Consider the following 18,230-nt stretch of genomic DNA (forward strand, 5'->3'; position numbering starts at 1 on the left):
GGCCTTTTTCCCTTCCAAAATTTCAATAAAATAGAAAAAATCTAATTTCCTATAAAGAAAAAAGCTTTACTGGAAATTAGATGCGAAATCTCTGAATCATTGAGAATTTTCTTGACATAAGATTTCATATAGATTATTATTTACTCAAAGGGATAATTTATATATACAGAAATGTATAACATTAATTTTTATAAATTAAAATAAGAACATTGTTTGATAATGCAGAACAATATAATCTTAGATAGGTGGATATGATGGAAAACAGAGCTAAGACTAAATCAAATCTTATTCAATCTGTGGATAGGGCATTGCAGATACTTGAATGCTTTTCAAGGGAGAATAGGGAGCTTGGAGTTACTGAGATTTCAAAATATTTAGGACTGCATAAAAGCACTACCTTCGGCCTCCTATCTACACTGGAGAGCCGTGGGTATGTTGAACAAAACCTTGATAATGGCAAATACAGGCTTGGACTTAAGTTGTTTGAACTTGGTAATTTGGTACATGAGGGGCTTGATCTCAGGAAACAGGCCTATCCTTTTCTTAAGGAGTTAGTAGACAAGTACCAGGAGACCGTGCATCTCGTAGTTAATGATCGTGGAGAGGCTGTTTATATAGATAAGGTAGAAGGGCCTGGAGCTATACGAATGTATTCTCAGGTTGGCAAGAGGCCTCCAATGTACTGTACAGGTGTTGGCAAGGCAATATTAGCCTATATGCCTGACAAAGAGGTGGATAGAATATTGTTCGAAAAAGGTTTAAGGCCCTTTACACCTAATACAATAACAGATGTAGATAAACTAAAAGCACATCTAGCCGAAATAAGAGAGCAAGGCTACAGTTTTGATAATGAAGAAATTGAAATTGGACTTAGATGTGTAGCAGCTCCAATAAAAAATCATAAGGGAGAAGTTATAGCTGCCATAAGCGTTGCAGGTCCTTCAACCCGTATGACCTGGGAAAAGATGAATATTCTTGCAATATCAGTAAAAGAGGCCGCAGTTAATATATCCAGGAGAATGGGATATAAGGGAATATAGAATAGTATAACTATTCTATATTCATTAATTAGAACGATGTGCGACAATGTAGAACAAAATGCAACACTTGTTAATTTAAAATAATATTCTTAGCAATAATTAATTCAAAGTCTATCATAAGGGGGTGTAGGGTATTGAAGAAAATTATCAAAGAAGGTTTAACAACATGCAGGAGGAGTTAGGAAAAACAATATTGACATGATGCAGTTTACTGACAGGGAAAATCTTATCTACTATCTTGGAATGACTGAAATTGAATACATGGGCATTACACTGCAGAGAAACATGGTAATTGACTTGATATTTCTAACTATATACAAAAAAGGGAGTTGATGGACCAAGAGTGACAGATACCCTTTATGTTGGACAGAATTCAGCTGAAATATTAGCAAAATTTTCATATGAGATAATGTAAAAATAATTTAAATAATTTTAGCCATTCTTTGTGAAAGCATAATGCTTTATTTACATAATTTTATGTATAGGGGGGTTTATGTTAATGAGATTAGTAACATTGCTGGCAGAAGTCGATACTGAAAAATGTACAGGCTGTAGGACCTGCCAAAAAGTATGTCCAACACTTGCTATCAAGGTTGAAAACAGAAAAGCTGTTGTGGATTCAGAAAAATGCCGAGGATGTAATAACTGCGAACAGCGCTGTCCTGTATATGCAATAAAAATGGTTAAAAGGGTAAATCCGGTTAGGGTTTATGTTGATCCGTCAACAGTGGATAGAAGTGAAGTTGAAGCTTTGTGTAAGAAGGCAAGATTTAATCCTGAACAAATAATTTGTTACTGTACTGAAACAAGAGCTGAAGAAGTTGCAGCAGCAATACTTAAGGGGGCAGATACCCCTGAAAAGCTTTCATTAGAAACGGGAATAAGAACAGGATGTAAGGTTGAATGTATTCAGCCTATATTAAGGCTTCTTGAAGCAGCTGGTATAACACCTGAGAGACCAGATGGATATCAGTGGTATGGACGTACTCCAACTGTTTGGGACATTCCAGAAGAAATAAAGGAAAAATATTCACACAGAGGATTCTATTTTGATCAGGACATCAAAGTGCTTAACAAAGTAGCTGAAGGAAAAAAATCTCTTGAGGAGGCGAGATAATATGAGAAAACCTATAACGCCTATGAAACCAAGGGTTTCACAATATGGAGTTGATCCTAAGTATGTAACAAAAAGAATGGCAGATTATGAAAATATAACTTCCCTTATGCTAAAAGACCTTTTTCCGGATACACCGGATGTTATATTCCCGAGTGACAAGGGTGTGGAGGCTATAAGGGAAGCTGCTGAAAAGGCACTTGAAAATGTTGATATGAGTATGATTAAACCAGAGCATTCTGTAAATATCTGTGCATCACACCATGGTTTTACGCTTCTTGGTGGTGAGCCCTATGCGGAACTGTTAAAAACCGTTAGAGATGTAATAGCAAGAAGAACGGGAACAGAAAACATAAGACTGAGAGCTGGAGTAGGATTAAGATTTAGAGAAACAGAGGAATACATTAAGTCCTTTGGACTTGATAAATATTTCAATGGAAAGGCCAAGGGAGTTGCTCCTGTTGATGAAGGAATAGCAATAGAAACAGAGATTGGTACACTATATGGAATAAAAGCGATTTACGATGCTGATTGGATAGTTCATGTTCATAATAGCGACGTTAGAGAAGTACATTTCCATAGGCAAGTAGATAGAGCTGTAAAACCCTTTGGAATGTCATATGCAAGAATAGAAACACGATCAACATATCACCAAAATCTTGGACCAAGAGGAGCTAACTTTACAGCAAGAGCAATATTTAATTCAGATTTTGTACAGAAAAAATTTGCGTTTACAGTGTTCCTAAATATGTCCCCAGCAGGAGTTGTAAGTGTAGATGCAGACAATAATTTATATGCACTTAATGACAGATTAACAGTTGATGGATGTAAGTATTATGGAAAGATAATGACCCTTTTAGGAGAAATTGATGAATGCATAGTAGGGCTTGACTTCCCTTGCCCTGTACCATATGTATTTGCTGCGGGGGTTATATATGCTAACTTTACTGGAGCGAATGTAGACCTGTTTGATCTTGATGGGCCACTGCCGCCATATACATGGTATACAGAAGCCTTCTATGGCAAAGATGGAAAGCCACTTATAGATAATGTACCACCTGTTAATCCTGCAATTAAAATGGTTGTACATAATTATGCATGGGGTGGATACCCAAGTGCCTTCTTCAGCAATCACTGTCCAACAATAGTAGTTGGAAGGGAACAGGCTGATTTATTGAATAGGGACCCACAAAACCTACAATATATGGAACATGCGGTAATTGCTGATAACCTTGATGCAGCTATGGAGTTTGCATACAGGGTAGCAAAAACTGATAAGGTAATCATTTTTGACGGTGCAGTTGGCGGCATAAATGTAAGTACGAGCCTTGCCAAGCTTCTACTAGAAAAAGCCCCAATAGTAAGTAAGAGAGTTGATGAAGAGCTTCTTCCAAAATGGCTGAAACAGAGGGGAATTAATCCGGATATACTTAAATAACCTTTAAAATATATGAGAAAAGCAAGCCTCTTAATCTTATAAAAAGTATTTAATTTATAAGGGGGATAATAATGAGCACTCAGCCAACGATAAAAGTTACCTCTATGAAAGACATGGTATTTGAAAAGGGAGTTGGATTTTTAGCAAGTCTTAAGGATTTGCCTAAGCATATAAACACAAAGACTATAACTGCCGGCGTAGTAGCTGCGATTTTTGGATGTACGGGGCCTGCGCTGCTGGTTATTAAAGCGGCTAATGATAGTGGCTTAACTCATGCACAAGCAATTTCATGGCTTTTTTCAATTTACTTCTTTAGTGGGCTAATTAGTATCTTTCTTGCACTTAGATATAAGTTACCAATAAATGGTGCGTATAATATCCCGGCAGCAGTTATGCTTATAGATGCTTTAAAGGGACTGAGTATAAACGAAGCTGCAGGAGGATATTTTATTGCAGGCGTTATAGTGCTCATTTTAGGACTATCAGGCCTTATAGGAAAAATAATGAAAAGAATACCTCTCCCGATTGTTATGGCAATGATTGCAGGTGCGATGATACGTTTTGGTACAGATATTATAAAATCAACCCAGGCAGCACCAATAATAGGTATGGCAGCATTATTTGGATATCTTGTGCTTCCAAGAATAGTTAAAAAGATTCCTCCTGTGCTGGGAGCTCTTATGCTTGGTATAATCGCTACTGCCTTAACAGTTGGTTTTAAAACAAGTGGTATTGATTTTAAATTTGCAGGTCCACAGCTTATAATGCCGCAATTTAGTTTAAATTCAATTTTTGCAATTGGAATACCTCTAGCTGTTTTGGTTATAGGGTCTGAAAATGCACAGGCTATTGGTGTTTTAATGGCACAGGGTTATAAGCCTCCAATTAACTTTATGACCATTATAAGCGGTATTGGTTCAATGATTACTTCATTCTTTGGTGGACATAATGCAAATATTGCAGGTCCTATGACTGCTATATGCGCCTCAGAGGAAGCAGGGGAAAATAAGGAAGGGCGTTATGCTGCAACTGTTGTAAATGGCATACTATTTTCATTATTCGGTATATTTGCGAGTATAGCTCTTGCTTTTGTTTCAATATTACCTAAAGATCTTATAAATGTACTTGCTGGATTAGCTATGATAAATGTTTTAATCAGTACTTTCCATGATGCATTCTCATCAAAGCAATTTAAAATAGGTGCTTTCTTTTCTCTGATTATAGCTATGAGTGGAGTTGTTATATTAAAGATTAGCGCTCCATTATGGGCTTTGCTTGGAGGAGTAATTGTATCCTACATAGCTGAACCAGGTGACTTTAAAAAGGCAGCTTCAAACTAATTTATAATAAAGTAACTTTATATAGCAGAGTAAGAGGCCTCTGCTTTTCTCTTTATTTAAATATGATATACAAATATTTGCCAATATAAATTTATTCATGACCGGAAAACTTACCGGGCATGAGATAAAATTTAATTTCAGGGGGAAAGATAGATGCATCAAGGTATTGTAAAGGATGTAAGAGATATTGTTTTCTCTTCCATTATGTATAAAAGAATTACAGCTCAAATTACAGTTCAGGGAGACGGGATAATCTCTGGTGTTAAAAGTGCAGGAGAAAAGCTTAGGGAGCTTGGGGTTGAAGCAGAATTTTATGTAACTGATGGAGATAGAGTGAAAGCTGGAGATATAGTTTCAAAGATCATAGGAACACCGAAGCAAATAACCTCAGCAGAGGATATGGCAATAGGAAAGATGGCAAAGGCATCAGGTATAGCAACTGCCACCAGCAGAGCTGTTGAATTAAGTGAAGGGAAAATAAGAATAGTATCAGGTGCATGGAAGAAGATGCCTGGTGAGATTAAGGAAATGGTAAGAGAAGCAGTAAAAAATGGAGGCGCATCATTTAGAATTGTTGATACTCCATTTATGTATCTTGATAAAAATTATGTTCGTATATTTGGTGGAATTGTTGATACACTTAAAGCTACAAAGGAACTGGGCAATATTTGCAGAGTAATCCAACTAAGGGGAGAAACAAAATCTATAAGGGAAGAAGCAGTTGAGGCTATTTCTGAAGGAGCAGATGTCCTTATGATAGATACGGGTAATGTACAAGATGCAGTTGAAGTTATAAACCTTTTAAATGAAATGGGAATCAGACAAGAAAAGAAAGTAGCCTTTGCAGGGGAGATTAGAATTTCTGACATACCACTTTATTCAAGTATGAATATTGATATCCTTGACATAGGTAAACAAATTGTAGATGCTCCACTCCTTGACATGAAACTGGATGTTGTATAGATGAAGAGGGATATGCTGAATCATATATTTAAGGGGGTTATCCTATGGAACTAAATTTACTTCATAAAACTGAACTGTGGATTAATAATATCAAGCTTGAAGGCGCTAATTTAACTAGAGTAGCTGAAGTAGTAGCAGAAGTTATGAATATTCCAAGGGAAAAGGTGCTTGTAGTTGATGTCAGGGAAAATCATATTACTCTTGATATTCTGCAGCAGGAACTTCAGGCAGAATATGTTTTTGGAAAGAAGAAAGAAATATTAAATAAATTAAGGGATATACCGGGAGTTAATATTTTTGATAATACAGACATACATTCCGATGGAATCTTAGGCATGATAGGGCTTGACGAAGATGAAGCCAAAGAGGTTTTAATGAGAACAAAGACAATGAGTAGTAACATAAAAAACAGAATTGCCAGGAGAGTTATTGTATTTCCAACTGGATTTGAAGTTAAAAGAGGCATGATTGAGGATACCAATACCCCCCTTATAGCTAACATTTTAAAGGATAAGGGTTATCAGGTAAACCAGGGAGAGATATTAGACGATGATGAAATTCTTATAGCAGGGAAAATCAGACAGGCTGTAGATAACGGCTATGGACTTGTTATAACTACAGGGGGAGTGGGAGCTGAAGACAAGGATAAAACTGTTGAAGGTATTTTAAGGGTGGATCCTTCTGCAGCTGTGCCTTATATCGTTAAGTTTAAAAAGGGAACGGGAAGGCATGAAAAGGAGGGAGTAAGGATTGGGGTTGGACAGGTTGGGCAGACATTGATAGTTGCTCTTCCAGGTCCCAATGATGAGGTGAAAATAGGAATCGAAGTGATAATGGATGCTCTTGACAAAGGGCTTAGTAAGGAAGCAATTGCCTATAATTTAGCTGAGGCGTTGCGTGATAAGCTTAGGAGCAAGATGCATCACCACCATCACTAGATTCTTTATATAAATGATGAAGTATAGGGAGGGAAAATATGAAACCTGAGGATATTAAACTTGCAGCAGATACTTTGTTTGATGCTGAAAGGAAGGTTCAGGCTGTTGAAGCCTTAACAAAAGAATTTGTAGATATTAAAGTTGAAGACGCCTATAAAATTCAGCTTGAAAATATAAATAGGAGGCTTCAGATGGGAGCCAAGATTATAGGTAAAAAAATTGGGCTTACAAGCAGGGCAATGCAGGAAATGCTCGGAGTTCCAGAACCGGATTATGGACATTTGTTAAACGACATGATAGTTAATGAAGAGGTACCAGTAAAGATTTCATGCCTTCTTCAGCCTAAGGTTGAGGCTGAAATCGCCTTTATACTAAAGGATGAACTAAAAGGTCCTGGAGTCACTACATCGAAGGTCCTTCAGGCTACGGAAGGAGTAATGCCTGCCTTTGAGATAATCGATAGTAGAATAAAGGACTGGAAAATAAAGATACAGGATACAGTTGCAGACAATGCCTCAAGTGCTATGCTCGTTTTAGGAGGCAAGATAACTCCAGTTAGTGACCTGGATTTGAGATATATAGGGCTTGTACTCGAGAAAAATGGTTATGTAATTGATACAGCGGCAGGGGCTGCTGTTTTAGGACATCCTGCTGCAGCAGTAGCATGGCTTGCTAATAAACTGGCAGAATATGATATAGCCCTTGAGCCAGGGGAGATAATTCTGTCAGGATCTTTAACTAAAGCATATCCAGTTAAAGGAGGAGATGTATTTAGAGCAACCTTTGATAGGTTGGGAAGTGTAAAGGTAATATTTGAAGACTAATGTTAAGGAGTGGTTATTGTGTCTGATAAGATAAAAGCAGCAATTATAGGTCCTGGTAATATAGGTATGGATTTAATGTATAAAATTAAAAAAAGCAAGTACATTGAACTGGATACGGTTGTAGGAATAGATCCAAACTCAGAAGGACTTGCACTTGCAAGGAAGGAAGGATACAAAACATCCCATGAGGGTATCAAATCAATAATAGGGAAAAAGGACATAAAAATCGTCTTTGACGCTACTGGAGCAAAGCCCCATTCCGTACATGCGCCTTTATTGAAGGAGGATGGTAAAATAGCAATTGATCTAACTCCTGCTGCAGTTGGGCCCTATGTAGTTCCTGTAGTAAATCTCCATGAGAATTTTGAAAGTGAAAATATAAATATGGTTACATGTGGGGGACAAGCTACAATTCCAATAGTTTCTGCGATAAATAGCGTAGCCAATGTAACCTATGCGGAAATTGTAGCAACTATTTCAAGTAAAAGTGCTGGACCGGGTACAAGACAGAACATTGATGAGTTTACAGAAACCACTGCAAAGGCACTTGTTAAAGTTGGTGGAGCCGATAGGGCTAAGGCAATTATCATTTTAAATCCTGCTGAACCACCTATTATGATGAGAAATACCATCAATACAAGGGTTGAAAATGTGGATAAAGATGCGATTACAAGAGCAGTTGAGGAAATGGTAAAAAGGGTTAAAGAGTATGTACCGGGATATAAATTAAAAGTACCTCCAATTTTTGATGGGGATAGGGTTACAGTTATAGTAGAGGTAGAAGGCGCTGGAGATTATCTGCCAAAGTATGCAGGAAACCTTGATATAATCACATCAGCGGCAGTTGCTGCAGCAGATAAAATTGCATACAGGCTTTTGAAGAAATAGGAGGGATTATGATGAATAGGAAAATTCGAGTTATAGATACAACTTTAAGGGATGGAATGCATGCGGTAAGCCATCAGTTTACTCCGGAGGATATGGCAGAGATTGCACAAAAGTTAGATGAGGCCGGCGTTGATACCATTGAGGTAGGTCATGGGGATGGACTGGGGGGTTCTTCATTCCAGTACGGTTTTGCAGCAGCATCTGATAGGGAGTATATAAAGGCAGTTTCAAGTGTACTTAAAGGAGCAAAGCTTGATGTTCTATTGATTCCGGGGATTGGGACAATAGAAGATCTTGAAGTAGCTGCAAAATATGGGGCGAAGGTTGTTAGGGTTGCTACCCACGTTACTGAGGCCGATGTTGGGGAGCAGCATATAAAATATGCAAAGAAAATAGGCATGGAAGCAATAGGCTTTTTAATGATGTCCCATATGGCTGATGTTAATAAAATTGTTGAACAGGCAAAACTCTTCGAAAGCTATGGTGCAGATGCTATTTATGTGACAGACTCTGCAGGGGCATTAACCCCGGCGGGAGTTGCAGAAAGAATAAGGGCTGTAAAGCAGGCAGTTAAAGTTCCCGTTGGGCACCATGCACACAATAACCTTGGACTTGCCATAGGAAATACCCTGGCAGCAATAGAGGCGGGGGCAGATATAGTAGATGGAACCTGCAAGGGGCTTGGAGCAGGGGCTGGAAATGCCCAGATTGAGGTTTTAATTGCTGTTTTAGATAAACTTGGATATGAAACAGGTGTAGACCTTTATAAAATAATGGATGTTGCGGATGATATCGTTGCGCCAAAGATGAAAAGACCGCAGGTTATAGATAAGGATTCCCTGAGCATTGGTTATGCCGGAGCATATGGAAGCTTCCTCCTCCATGCCAGAAGGGCAGCTCAGAAGTTCGGAATAGACGCAAGGGATATATTAATAGAAATGGGTAGAAGAAAAACAGTTGGAGGTCAGGAGGATATGATTATAGACGTCGCATATGAACTCAGCAGAAGAAAATAGTATAGCATAAGTAAGAGCACAGGGAAAGGCGGTCGGTAATTACTCCTTTTACTGTGGAGGAGAAAATAAAGCTAATTATATTTAGGAAAACAACAACGATTGGGAATAAGGAAGATAAATTTTGAAGAAACCATCTTAAAATCAGCCATGAAAACCTTGAAACGAAATTTGGAAATATCTCCATTAAAGTTTCAAGGTATAGGGGTGAGGTTGTAAACGTAAAACTAAAATACGAGGATATAAAAAAGCTTCTAAGAAGTTTAACATAATAATGAAAAGAATATATGCACAGATATATGAAAGGATATTTAAAATATATGATAGATAAAAATGTTTATTCATCAATAAAATAAGTGAAGATGCCGCTGAGTTTTTAGGTAAAGCTTATATTCTTTAGTAAGATGTTAAAAAAGGGAGGTAGTTTTTATCTCCCTTTTTGTGCGCCCAGTGTGTCTGTTGAGCCGATAGGCTGAAAGAAGCCTTGTCGCCTTATGAGCGGGAAGACAACTCGTAAGCAAGGGCATAATCGGCGACGGTTATGTCTGATAAATCCATAGTGTTGTATAAAAATTAAAATTATAGGATAATCAAATTATAAAATCATAAAAAATGTTTGCTGCCCGCTGGGCATTTGAATAAATGTAAAATATTATGTTAACAAATGATATAGGTGGTGTTCATATGAAAATAACCTTTTGCGGCGGTGCAGGAGAAGTTGGAGCAAGCTGCATACTTTTGAATTTAGATGGTAAAAATATACTTTTAGATTGCGGAGTTAGGCCGAAGGGAGGAAAGGATAGTCTGCCTGACCTCGGAATTATTCAAAGGTCAGGGGGGGTTGATGCGATAATAGTAAGCCATGCACATCTAGACCATACCGGGGCCCTGCCTGTTATAAGCAGAGAGTATCCCGATGCCAGAATATATATGACCCATATGACAAAGGGACTCGTTAGGGTTCTTTTATACGACAGCCTTAAAATAATGAACAGGGGTGAGGAGGAAATACCAATATATGCTGAAAAGCATGTTTTAGATATGCTTGGAAGGGCTGTGTGCTTCTCTCCCCAGTTTACCTTCAGGCCATTTAATGATAGCGATATAAAGATTACCTTTTACCCTGCCGGGCATGTAGCAGGGGCAGTTATGGCGTATATCGAAGGGCGTGAAGGAACAGTTCTTTATACAGGCGATATATCGGGAACCGACCAGAGAACTGTACCAGGGGCATCCCTTCCAAGACTCAGGCCCGATGTCCTCATAATGGAGTCGACCTATGGGGATAAGCTTCACTCAAATAGACAGGTTGAGGAGGAGAGGCTTGTACAAACAGTTAAGGAGGTTATATCAAGGGGAGGGAGGATATTAATCCCCGCCTTTGCCCTTGGAAGGGCCCAGGAGGTTATACTTATTCTTAAAAAGGCTATGAACAAGGGGGAACTTCCTTCCTTTAAAATATATGTTGATGGAATGGTTAAGGATATTAACAGGGTATATAGGATGTACCCTAATTATCTAAAAAACGATCTGGCTAAGAAGGTTCTTAGGGGTATAGATATTTTCTATGATGACAATATAGCCCCTGTTGAAAACAATGAAATGAGGGATGAAATATTAAACTCTAAAGAACCTCTATGCATAATATCAAGTTCGGGAATGCTGACTGGGGGCCCAAGCCCTTCCTATGCCGAAAAGTTTGCAGGTGATGAGAGAAATTTCATCGCAATAACAGGATATCAGGATGAGGAAGCCCCCGGTAGGGAGATACTTGAGATGCTAAACGATATCGACAGGGAAAGGGAGCTAAATATAAATGGTAAAACAATACCACTAAAGTGCGGCATAGGACAGTACGGGCTTTCAGCCCACTCTGACAAGGGGGAACTTCTTGGAATTATAAACAGAACCACCCCTAAAAGAGTTTTCCTGGTCCACGGAGATAGGGAAATAATACAGAGCTTTGGGAAGTGGTTAAACGGCGAGATAAGGTCAAGCATTTATGCACCAGTTAGCGGGGAAAGTTTTGATTTTTCGATTGTAAATCCTAGAAAGCAGCTCCATCTAAGGGATAAAATAAAGCCTCTAAATATTGAAGAAAGTTTTTCAGAAGACAATGCACTGAAACTATGGGAGTATTTATTTTCATTACATGGCACATTAAGGTCATATTCCGTTGAAGAGCTCATGGAGATATGGGGAGGAGAGAGGGACTACTTAGAGGATGAGGTTTACAGCTTCAGGGATGTTTTAAACAGGTCAAAATATTTCACAACTGATTTAAGAAGGATGTTTCTATACAGGCCTGTTGATAAGGAAGAGATAAAGGACGATGATGGTCCTATGGAAGTTAATGAAATGCTGAGGTTTGTAGAGAGCGTATTCCCCGAGGAGGCAAGGCTCTATAAAAAAGGCGCAAGGCAGGATGAGAAAAAGGTACTTTTATATTTCAGCTTTCCTCAGGCAGCAAAGGAAAAATACAGCCATTTAATTGAAAGGGTGGAGAAGGAAACTGGATGGGAGGCCATAGTAAACAGGGAATGCAACCTCATAGAAGCAGAAAGCCTTGTAAAGTCGCTCCTGCCTGAAGGAGCCGTACTTAAGAAGTTTTCTTACTTTAGAGATGAAGGATATTTTATGGTTGAAATTGATGGGGAAGTTCATAATTTTGAAGCTGTAAGGAATGATTTTAAGGAAACTACAGGCCTTGATCTTAAATTAAAATCGGAGAAAAGGGCAGAGGAAAATGAGGTTTTAAACATAGGCAAGTTCGAAAATATGATGGAGCAGAACATGGCCTTTGAATATATTGAAAATGCATTTAAAAATGAAAGGCACAGGATATATAAAAAGAGCAAAAAAGTGCATGATGGAATTCCATACATTGAGCTTTCATTCATTACTCCTGAAGTTGGAGAAAAATATAGGAAAAAAATTGATGCTCTGCAAAAGGAAACAGGCTGGAGCATAGTAATAGGTAAAAATCCGAATCAGAACGAGATAATAAAAGTCGCAAAGGAGATATGCAGCAGTATAGGTATAACATTAATTAAAAATCCAAGCATTTATACATCAGAAAAAGCTGTTAAGATAAAGGTGGCTGTTGAGGTTGAAGAGAATAAAAGGAGGATATTGGAGGATAGATTTAAGGAAGAGACAGGGTATGAGGTTATAATAGTGTGATAGGTTTATTTAGTCATGAGCGAAAACCTGAAATCCAGGATAGAATAAGACGTATATAAATCGCCCACAACTTGTTTATAAGTCGTGGGCGATTTATTATCTTATGTATTAAATATAATGCAGTCACTATTATTTCATGACTTTTACATCAGTGTCTGATACAAATATACCCCGAGTATTCCTCCAAGAACAACAATCACAACGTTTACTCTGAAAAAAGCTAAAACTACAGATATTAAAGTCCCCATAACAGCCGATTTTTCATCTCCGGTTGATGATATTATCCCGGGGAAAATGAGGGCACCAAGTGCCGCAAATGGGATAAACTCGAAAAAGGATTTAAAAAATGGAGGAAGCTTTAAATCCTTCAGTACAACCATTGGAAGCATTCGAGGCAAATACGTTAGCACTGACATGCCAATTAAAACTATAAAAAATTTACTCATTTGTATACACCCCTTTAGGATACAATAATGCACCGGCTGTTGAGGCGATTATTGTAGTGATTATGATGCTCCACCCAGATGATAATCCTGAAAAAATAGGAAGATAGTGAAGCAGGGTATGTATAAGCATTGAGAGCACTGCAACTATGCATACGGACATTGACTTTCTTAAGGAAGGGACTAAAAGCCCTATAAACATTGAGTATAAAGCAATTCCCATGCTGGATTTTATGGATTCAGGAAGGCCGGAAGCAACAAATATACCTGCGATTGTTCCTAAATTCCAGGCTGCAAAGGCGATAGAATTCAGCCCAAAGAGGAACATGGGATTTAATTCTCTATCCTCCCTGAGTGAGGCAACTGTAAAGGTTTCATCAGTTATTCCAAAGGATAAAATGGACATCCACTTTTTTGACAGCCCCTTCATAATCCTTTGGGATATGGATGCGCTCATAAGAAAGTGACGAAGGTTTAGTATGAATACTGCAAGAACTATTTCAAAGGAGGGTGTACCTATGCTTATTAAATTAACCGCCATGAACTGGCTTGCTCCTGCAAACACCGTAAGCGACATCAATATACTCACATAATTTGGAATAGCAAGGGATTTTGCCAAAAGGCCAAAGGCCATGCCAATAGGTATGTATCCTATGGCGATTGGAATTCCGGATTTAACTCCCTGCAGCAGATATGATTTCTTATCTATTATTGGTAAACCTCTTTCTTTAATGGCTGCATTATTATCCATTAACCCACCACCTTTCGAATTCTATTTTGTATAATTTGTAGTATATCATAATTATACAATCTAAACTGTTATCATATCTATAGTATCTCAATTTAATATTTATACAGTGATTTAGAAAAAATATAAAATAGATTTATTACTTGACATAACATAGTTACTTTTAGTATTATACTTACATAAAGTAAGTTATATATCTTATTTTATTTAAGTATAATACGATTACCAGATACAAGGGATAATATAAAATAAATCTGTTCATATTATTGGAGGTATTTTTTATGATAAAACTATTTAAAGGACAGAAGGTAGTTGATGGAGCAGGGGTAAAGCTCAACAGGGTTATAGGTACCAGGTTTCTAGACAATGCAGATCCATTTTTTCTATTAGATGAGTTTAGGAGCGATAATAAAAATGACTATATATCCGGTTTTCCTATGCACCCACATAGAGGGATAGAAACGGTAACATATATGATTGAAGGTAACTTTATTCACAGGGATTCAAAGGGAAATGAAGGTAATTTAAAAGCTGGAGAGGTTCAGTGGATGACTGCCGGCAGGGGAATACTGCATGAGGAAATGCCCTTAATGGAAGAGGGGCAGCTCTGGGGCTATCAGCTCTGGATCAACCTTCCTTCAAGGCTAAAGATGACAGAACCGAAGTACAGGCATATAAAGAAAGAGGATATTCCCGTGATAAAGAGGGATGGGCTTGAGGTTAAAATCATCTCGGGAGCATTTGATGGAATAGAAGGCCCGGTAAAGCCCAATTCTCCAATTGATTATATGGATGTAAGATTAAATAATGGAATATTCAGAAGAGACGACATCAAAGGTGTAAATCTTATATATGTACACACTGGAAAAGTAACGGTATTGGCAGGAAATGAACAAATTGAATCGGAGGCAGGAAACCTTATTCTGGTTGAAGAAGTTTCGGAGATTGAGGTAAGGGGAGATAATGGAGGCTTTTTATATATCAGCGGTGAGCCCCTTAAGGAACCCGTTTCAAGATACGGACCCTTTGTAATGAACACAATGGATGAAATTCTAAAGGCAATAGATGATTACAAAAATGGGGTTTTAGATAAATAATTCTACAATCTAATGATGATTAGATATATTTGTATTAAATGAAAAACAGAAAGCACCATCAAACCCTTTGAAGTTGATGGTGCTCCTGTTTTTATAGAACAATGTCCCTTCCTAGTTCAGCAAAGCTTTTTAGAACTAGATATGCCTTTACATCAAACTTGACATCTTCATTTAAAAGCTTCTTTGCCTCTTCCTGTGATACCAGTATAACTTCTAAATCCTCGTCATCCTCAAGGTATTTTGTTGATGCTTCACCATCACATAAACAGTAAACCAGGGCTATGGATTCATCCGTCATGCCGGGAGATACATATATGGGTAAAGGCCTTTTAGCATTATCGATAGATATAAGATTTAGTCCTGTCTCCTCCATAAGTTCCCTTTCAACTGCTGTAAATACTTCTTCTCCATCGTCTATGAGCCCGGCAGGAAGCTCATATATGTAATCGTTTATGGGAACCCTGTACTGCTTTACAAGTACAAGCTTATTTAATGTCCTGTGAACTGCTGCAATAACTACAGCATCTATCTTTTCTTTTTTTCCTTCGAAAATTTGGGCCCTTAGTGTTTCTTTATCCTTTCTTGAAGCCATTGCCCAGTGCTTGGTATTGCCCTTTTTATTTGTATATTCTGCATCATAGAGGCTTAAAAACTTCGTTTCTGCAAGTGGCTTTACGCTTTTAATTCTCGTCTTCATAATTCTATTCCCCATTTCTTAATTGAAGTTTAAAATTCCTATTGTATATATTATAACTCCAAAAAGAGGAATTTTTATAGTTTCTTCTGGAAAACGTAAAAGTTTATATTGTGTTTACCCTGCCATTGTATGTTTCCGGTTTCATTATAAAGTGGAAGTTTGCCAGGGCTGGAAGCAAATAATTTAAAGGGACTGCACCGCAGTCCCTTTGATATGTATTACTTCTTTTTTGCAGGAACTATTTCTATCCAGTAGTCATCAGGGTCGTTTATAAAGTATATACCCATGTCTTTGTTTTCATAGCATATGCATCCCATCTTCTTGTGATGTTCATATGCTGCTTCAAAATCGTCAACCACTAATGCGATATGGAATTCATTATCACCGAGGTCATAGGGTTCCTTTCTATCCCTGAGCCATGTAAGTTCCAGTTTATGATTAGTTGTTCCATCGCCAAGGTATACAAGTATGAAGCTCTTATCCTCCGGCTCATACCTTCTAACCTCCACAAGCCCAAGGGCTTCCTTGTAGAAGGCTAGGCTCTTTTCAAGGTCAAGAACGTTTATGTTGTTGTGGTCAAATGTGAACTTCATTTTTCGTTTACCTCCTTATACTTTTAGTTATTTTATTATAGAATAAAAGTAAATAAATTTAAACCTCTAAACCACAAGCAACTATAAAAATAAACAATATTTATAAAATTTTCATTATTTGAGGTGATGTGTGTGAAAAAATTTGGTGTAAAAATAAATTATTTATATAATAGTGGATTTACAGTTGAAACTGAAAAACATTTTTTAATATTTGATTATTTTAAAGACTCAGTGGAAAGCGGTGAAAAAAACATTTCAAACGGGGCTATTGCCTTAAGGGATTTAAATGTAGGAAAAGATATTTTAGTATTCTCATCCCACAGCCATGAAGACCATTTCAATCCGGTAATTTTAAGTTGGTTAGATGAGGTGGATGATATAAATTATATATTGAGCAGCGACATAGATATAAAAGAAAAGGATGAAAGGATCCATATGATTTCGGCCTATGAGGACATGAACGTTAAAGATGCATATGTAAAGGCCTGCGGTTCCACAGATATAGGAATTTCCTTCCTGGTTAAGGTCGATGGAAAAACTATTTTCCATGCCGGAGATTTAAACTGGTGGTACTGGTGGGATGATACTGAGGAGGAGATTGAAAGGGCAGAGAAATGGTTTAAAGAGGAGATAGAAAGAATAAAGGGAGAAGAAATAGATATAGCCTTCTTCCCTGTTGATCCAAGGCTTGAACATAATTATCATCTTGGAGGAGAATATTTTGCGAGAGAAATAAGGCCAAGGGTTTTAATTCCTATGCACTTTGGAGAGAATTACTGGGTTACAGGAAAGTTCTCAGAAAAAGTCAAGGATATTCCCGTAAGGGTTGTTGAGATATCCCACAGAGGACAGGAGATTGTTCTTTAAAATAAACCTAAAGGGCGTATATGGGCTGTAATAAGAACAGATATAGTTAAAAACCTTCTTAGGCAGCAAATAAAATGTTGAAATGTTGGATGGCAGGGTTATTATATATATTAGGTATATGGTTAAAATACAGAGGAGGAAAAAATGGAAGGATTTAAGCCGATAGAAATAGAAGACAGGGATATTTTTCTAAAATATCTTGGAGACTATAATTTTAACACATATGAATATTCCTTTTTGACATTGTATCTGTGGAGAAAGCTGTGCAGGGTGGAATATTCAATAATAGATGGTGCCTTAATAGTTAAAAAAACAGAAAAAAGTAAAGGAACTTATTTTATGCAGCCCATAGGATGCCCCGACAACAGGTTAAAGGATCTTGTCGTGAAGTTAAACAGCATAAAGGAAAAAAGTCCTGATATGAAATGCCTTTTCAGAGATGTAGAGAAGCCTTTCCTTGAGAAGCTTATAAATATATTTGGAGAAAGAATAAGAAGCTTTGAAGATATAGACAATTTCGATTATATATATGAAAGCAAAAAGCTTATATCATTATCCGGAAGAAAACTTCATGGAAAGAAAAACCATTACAATCAATTTATAAACAGTTACGATGCTGAATGCAAGGATTTAAAGGATAAGGAAGTCAGAAAGGACTGTATGGATTTTCTTATGAGGTGGTATGAAAAAAAAGAAAATAAAGATGAACAGCTTAAGTTTGAACTGGATGGTACAAGGGACATATTAATTGATTTTGACAAACTAAATGCCTTAGGCATGGCTGTATATATAAACGGCAACATAGAGGCCTTTACAATTGGGGAAAAGGTTAATAAGGATATGGGAATTATTCATATCGAAAAGGGTAATCATGAGTTTCGTGGAATATATGCATATATTAATAAGACCTTTGCTGAAAAATATTTGAGCGACGTAAAATTTATAAATCGGGAGGAGGATTTAGGTATTGAAGGACTTCGAAGGGCTAAATCCTCCTATCATCCTGTTAAGCTTGAGAAAAAATATATAGTTGAGCTGGTATAG

18 protein-coding genes are annotated in these 18,230 nt (G+C 37.4%); 14 read left to right on the plus strand and 4 right to left on the minus strand.

The features are described 5' to 3' along the window. Positions 1 to 254: 254 nt before the first annotated feature. The 11 genes from EDD71_RS11325 (at position 255) to EDD71_RS11370 (ending at position 12,741) form a co-directional block, all read left to right on the plus strand. On the plus strand, positions 255 to 1,040 hold the full coding sequence (locus tag EDD71_RS11325; protein WP_133628853.1) for an IclR family transcriptional regulator: 786 nt from the start codon (positions 255 to 257) through the stop codon (positions 1,038 to 1,040). Between the two features lie 198 nt (positions 1,041 to 1,238). Further along, positions 1,239 to 1,373, plus strand: coding sequence for a hypothetical protein (locus tag EDD71_RS15950; RefSeq protein ID WP_279233027.1), 135 nt, complete (start codon positions 1,239 to 1,241; stop codon positions 1,371 to 1,373). A 166-nt stretch (positions 1,374 to 1,539) separates the two neighbouring features. Further along, positions 1,540 to 2,157 carry a (2Fe-2S)-binding protein gene (locus EDD71_RS11330; protein ID WP_133628854.1) on the plus strand — a complete coding sequence of 206 codons (618 nt, stop codon included), beginning with the start codon at positions 1,540 to 1,542 and terminating at the stop codon, positions 2,155 to 2,157. Position 2,158: 1 nt separating this feature from the next. Then, complete coding sequence (locus tag EDD71_RS11335) at positions 2,159 to 3,592, plus strand: hypothetical protein (protein WP_133628855.1); 1,434 nt, start codon at positions 2,159 to 2,161, stop codon at positions 3,590 to 3,592. 71 nt (positions 3,593 to 3,663) lie between these two features. Beyond that, positions 3,664 to 4,932, plus strand: a complete 1,269-nt coding sequence (locus tag EDD71_RS11340) for a benzoate/H(+) symporter BenE family transporter (RefSeq protein WP_243116455.1) — start codon at positions 3,664 to 3,666, stop codon at positions 4,930 to 4,932. A gap of 153 nt (positions 4,933 to 5,085) precedes the next feature. Continuing rightward, positions 5,086 to 5,895, plus strand: a complete 810-nt coding sequence (locus EDD71_RS11345; protein WP_133628856.1) for a beta/alpha barrel domain-containing protein — start codon at positions 5,086 to 5,088, stop codon at positions 5,893 to 5,895. A 44-nt stretch (positions 5,896 to 5,939) separates the two neighbouring features. Beyond that, a complete protein-coding gene (locus EDD71_RS11350; protein WP_133628857.1) occupies positions 5,940 to 6,833 on the plus strand; it encodes a molybdopterin-binding protein in 894 nt (297 codons plus the stop codon). Positions 6,834 to 6,871: 38 nt separating this feature from the next. Next, complete coding sequence (locus EDD71_RS11355; protein WP_133628858.1) at positions 6,872 to 7,657, plus strand: 2-keto-4-pentenoate hydratase; 786 nt, start codon at positions 6,872 to 6,874, stop codon at positions 7,655 to 7,657. 15 nt (positions 7,658 to 7,672) lie between these two features. Continuing rightward, positions 7,673 to 8,545 carry an acetaldehyde dehydrogenase (acetylating) gene (locus EDD71_RS11360; RefSeq protein WP_207669341.1) on the plus strand — a complete coding sequence of 291 codons (873 nt, stop codon included), beginning with the start codon at positions 7,673 to 7,675 and terminating at the stop codon, positions 8,543 to 8,545. A gap of 8 nt (positions 8,546 to 8,553) precedes the next feature. Then, complete coding sequence (gene dmpG, locus EDD71_RS11365) at positions 8,554 to 9,561, plus strand: 4-hydroxy-2-oxovalerate aldolase (RefSeq protein WP_166636464.1); 1,008 nt, start codon at positions 8,554 to 8,556, stop codon at positions 9,559 to 9,561. Positions 9,562 to 10,242: 681 nt separating this feature from the next. Then, entirely contained in the window at positions 10,243 to 12,741 is a 2,499-nt protein-coding gene (locus EDD71_RS11370) for an MBL fold metallo-hydrolase (RefSeq protein WP_133628861.1), read from the plus strand. 143 nt (positions 12,742 to 12,884) lie between these two features. Here the strand turns inward: EDD71_RS11370 and EDD71_RS11375 are convergent, their stop codons facing one another. Then, the gene (locus EDD71_RS11375) at positions 12,885 to 13,187 is read right to left on the minus strand and encodes an AzlD domain-containing protein (RefSeq protein WP_133628862.1); all 303 of its coding nucleotides are present in this window, start codon (positions 13,185 to 13,187) and stop codon (positions 12,885 to 12,887) included. Continuing rightward, positions 13,180 to 13,935 carry an AzlC family ABC transporter permease gene (locus EDD71_RS11380; protein WP_133628863.1) on the minus strand — a complete coding sequence of 252 codons (756 nt, stop codon included), beginning with the start codon at positions 13,933 to 13,935 and terminating at the stop codon, positions 13,180 to 13,182. Before EDD71_RS11380 ends, EDD71_RS11375 begins: the two co-directional genes overlap by 8 nt. 278 nt (positions 13,936 to 14,213) lie before the next feature. On the opposite strand from EDD71_RS11380, the gene EDD71_RS11385 reads away from it, so the two are divergent. Next, positions 14,214 to 15,029, plus strand: a complete 816-nt coding sequence (locus EDD71_RS11385; protein ID WP_133628864.1) for a pirin family protein — start codon at positions 14,214 to 14,216, stop codon at positions 15,027 to 15,029. Positions 15,030 to 15,120: 91 nt separating this feature from the next. On the opposite strand, the gene EDD71_RS11390 is transcribed toward EDD71_RS11385, so the two are convergent. Together EDD71_RS11390 and EDD71_RS11395 are read right to left on the minus strand one after the other, a co-directional pair. Then, a complete protein-coding gene (locus EDD71_RS11390; RefSeq protein WP_133628898.1) occupies positions 15,121 to 15,729 on the minus strand; it encodes an NUDIX hydrolase in 609 nt (202 codons plus the stop codon). Positions 15,730 to 15,944: 215 nt separating this feature from the next. Then, positions 15,945 to 16,319 carry a VOC family protein gene (locus EDD71_RS11395; RefSeq protein WP_133628865.1) on the minus strand — a complete coding sequence of 125 codons (375 nt, stop codon included), beginning with the start codon at positions 16,317 to 16,319 and terminating at the stop codon, positions 15,945 to 15,947. A gap of 126 nt (positions 16,320 to 16,445) precedes the next feature. On the opposite strand from EDD71_RS11395, the gene EDD71_RS11400 reads away from it, so the two are divergent. Together EDD71_RS11400 and EDD71_RS11405 are read left to right on the plus strand one after the other, a co-directional pair. Next, a complete protein-coding gene (locus tag EDD71_RS11400; protein ID WP_207669340.1) occupies positions 16,446 to 17,186 on the plus strand; it encodes an MBL fold metallo-hydrolase in 741 nt (246 codons plus the stop codon). 144 nt (positions 17,187 to 17,330) lie between these two features. Continuing rightward, positions 17,331 to 18,230: a DUF2156 domain-containing protein gene (locus tag EDD71_RS11405; protein WP_133628867.1), complete on the plus strand. Its 900-nt coding sequence runs from the start codon at positions 17,331 to 17,333 to the stop codon at positions 18,228 to 18,230.

Origin of the sequence: Fonticella tunisiensis, assembly GCF_004364155.1 — a bacterium.
Lineage (GTDB): Bacteria > Bacillota > Clostridia > Clostridiales > Caloramatoraceae > Fonticella > Fonticella tunisiensis.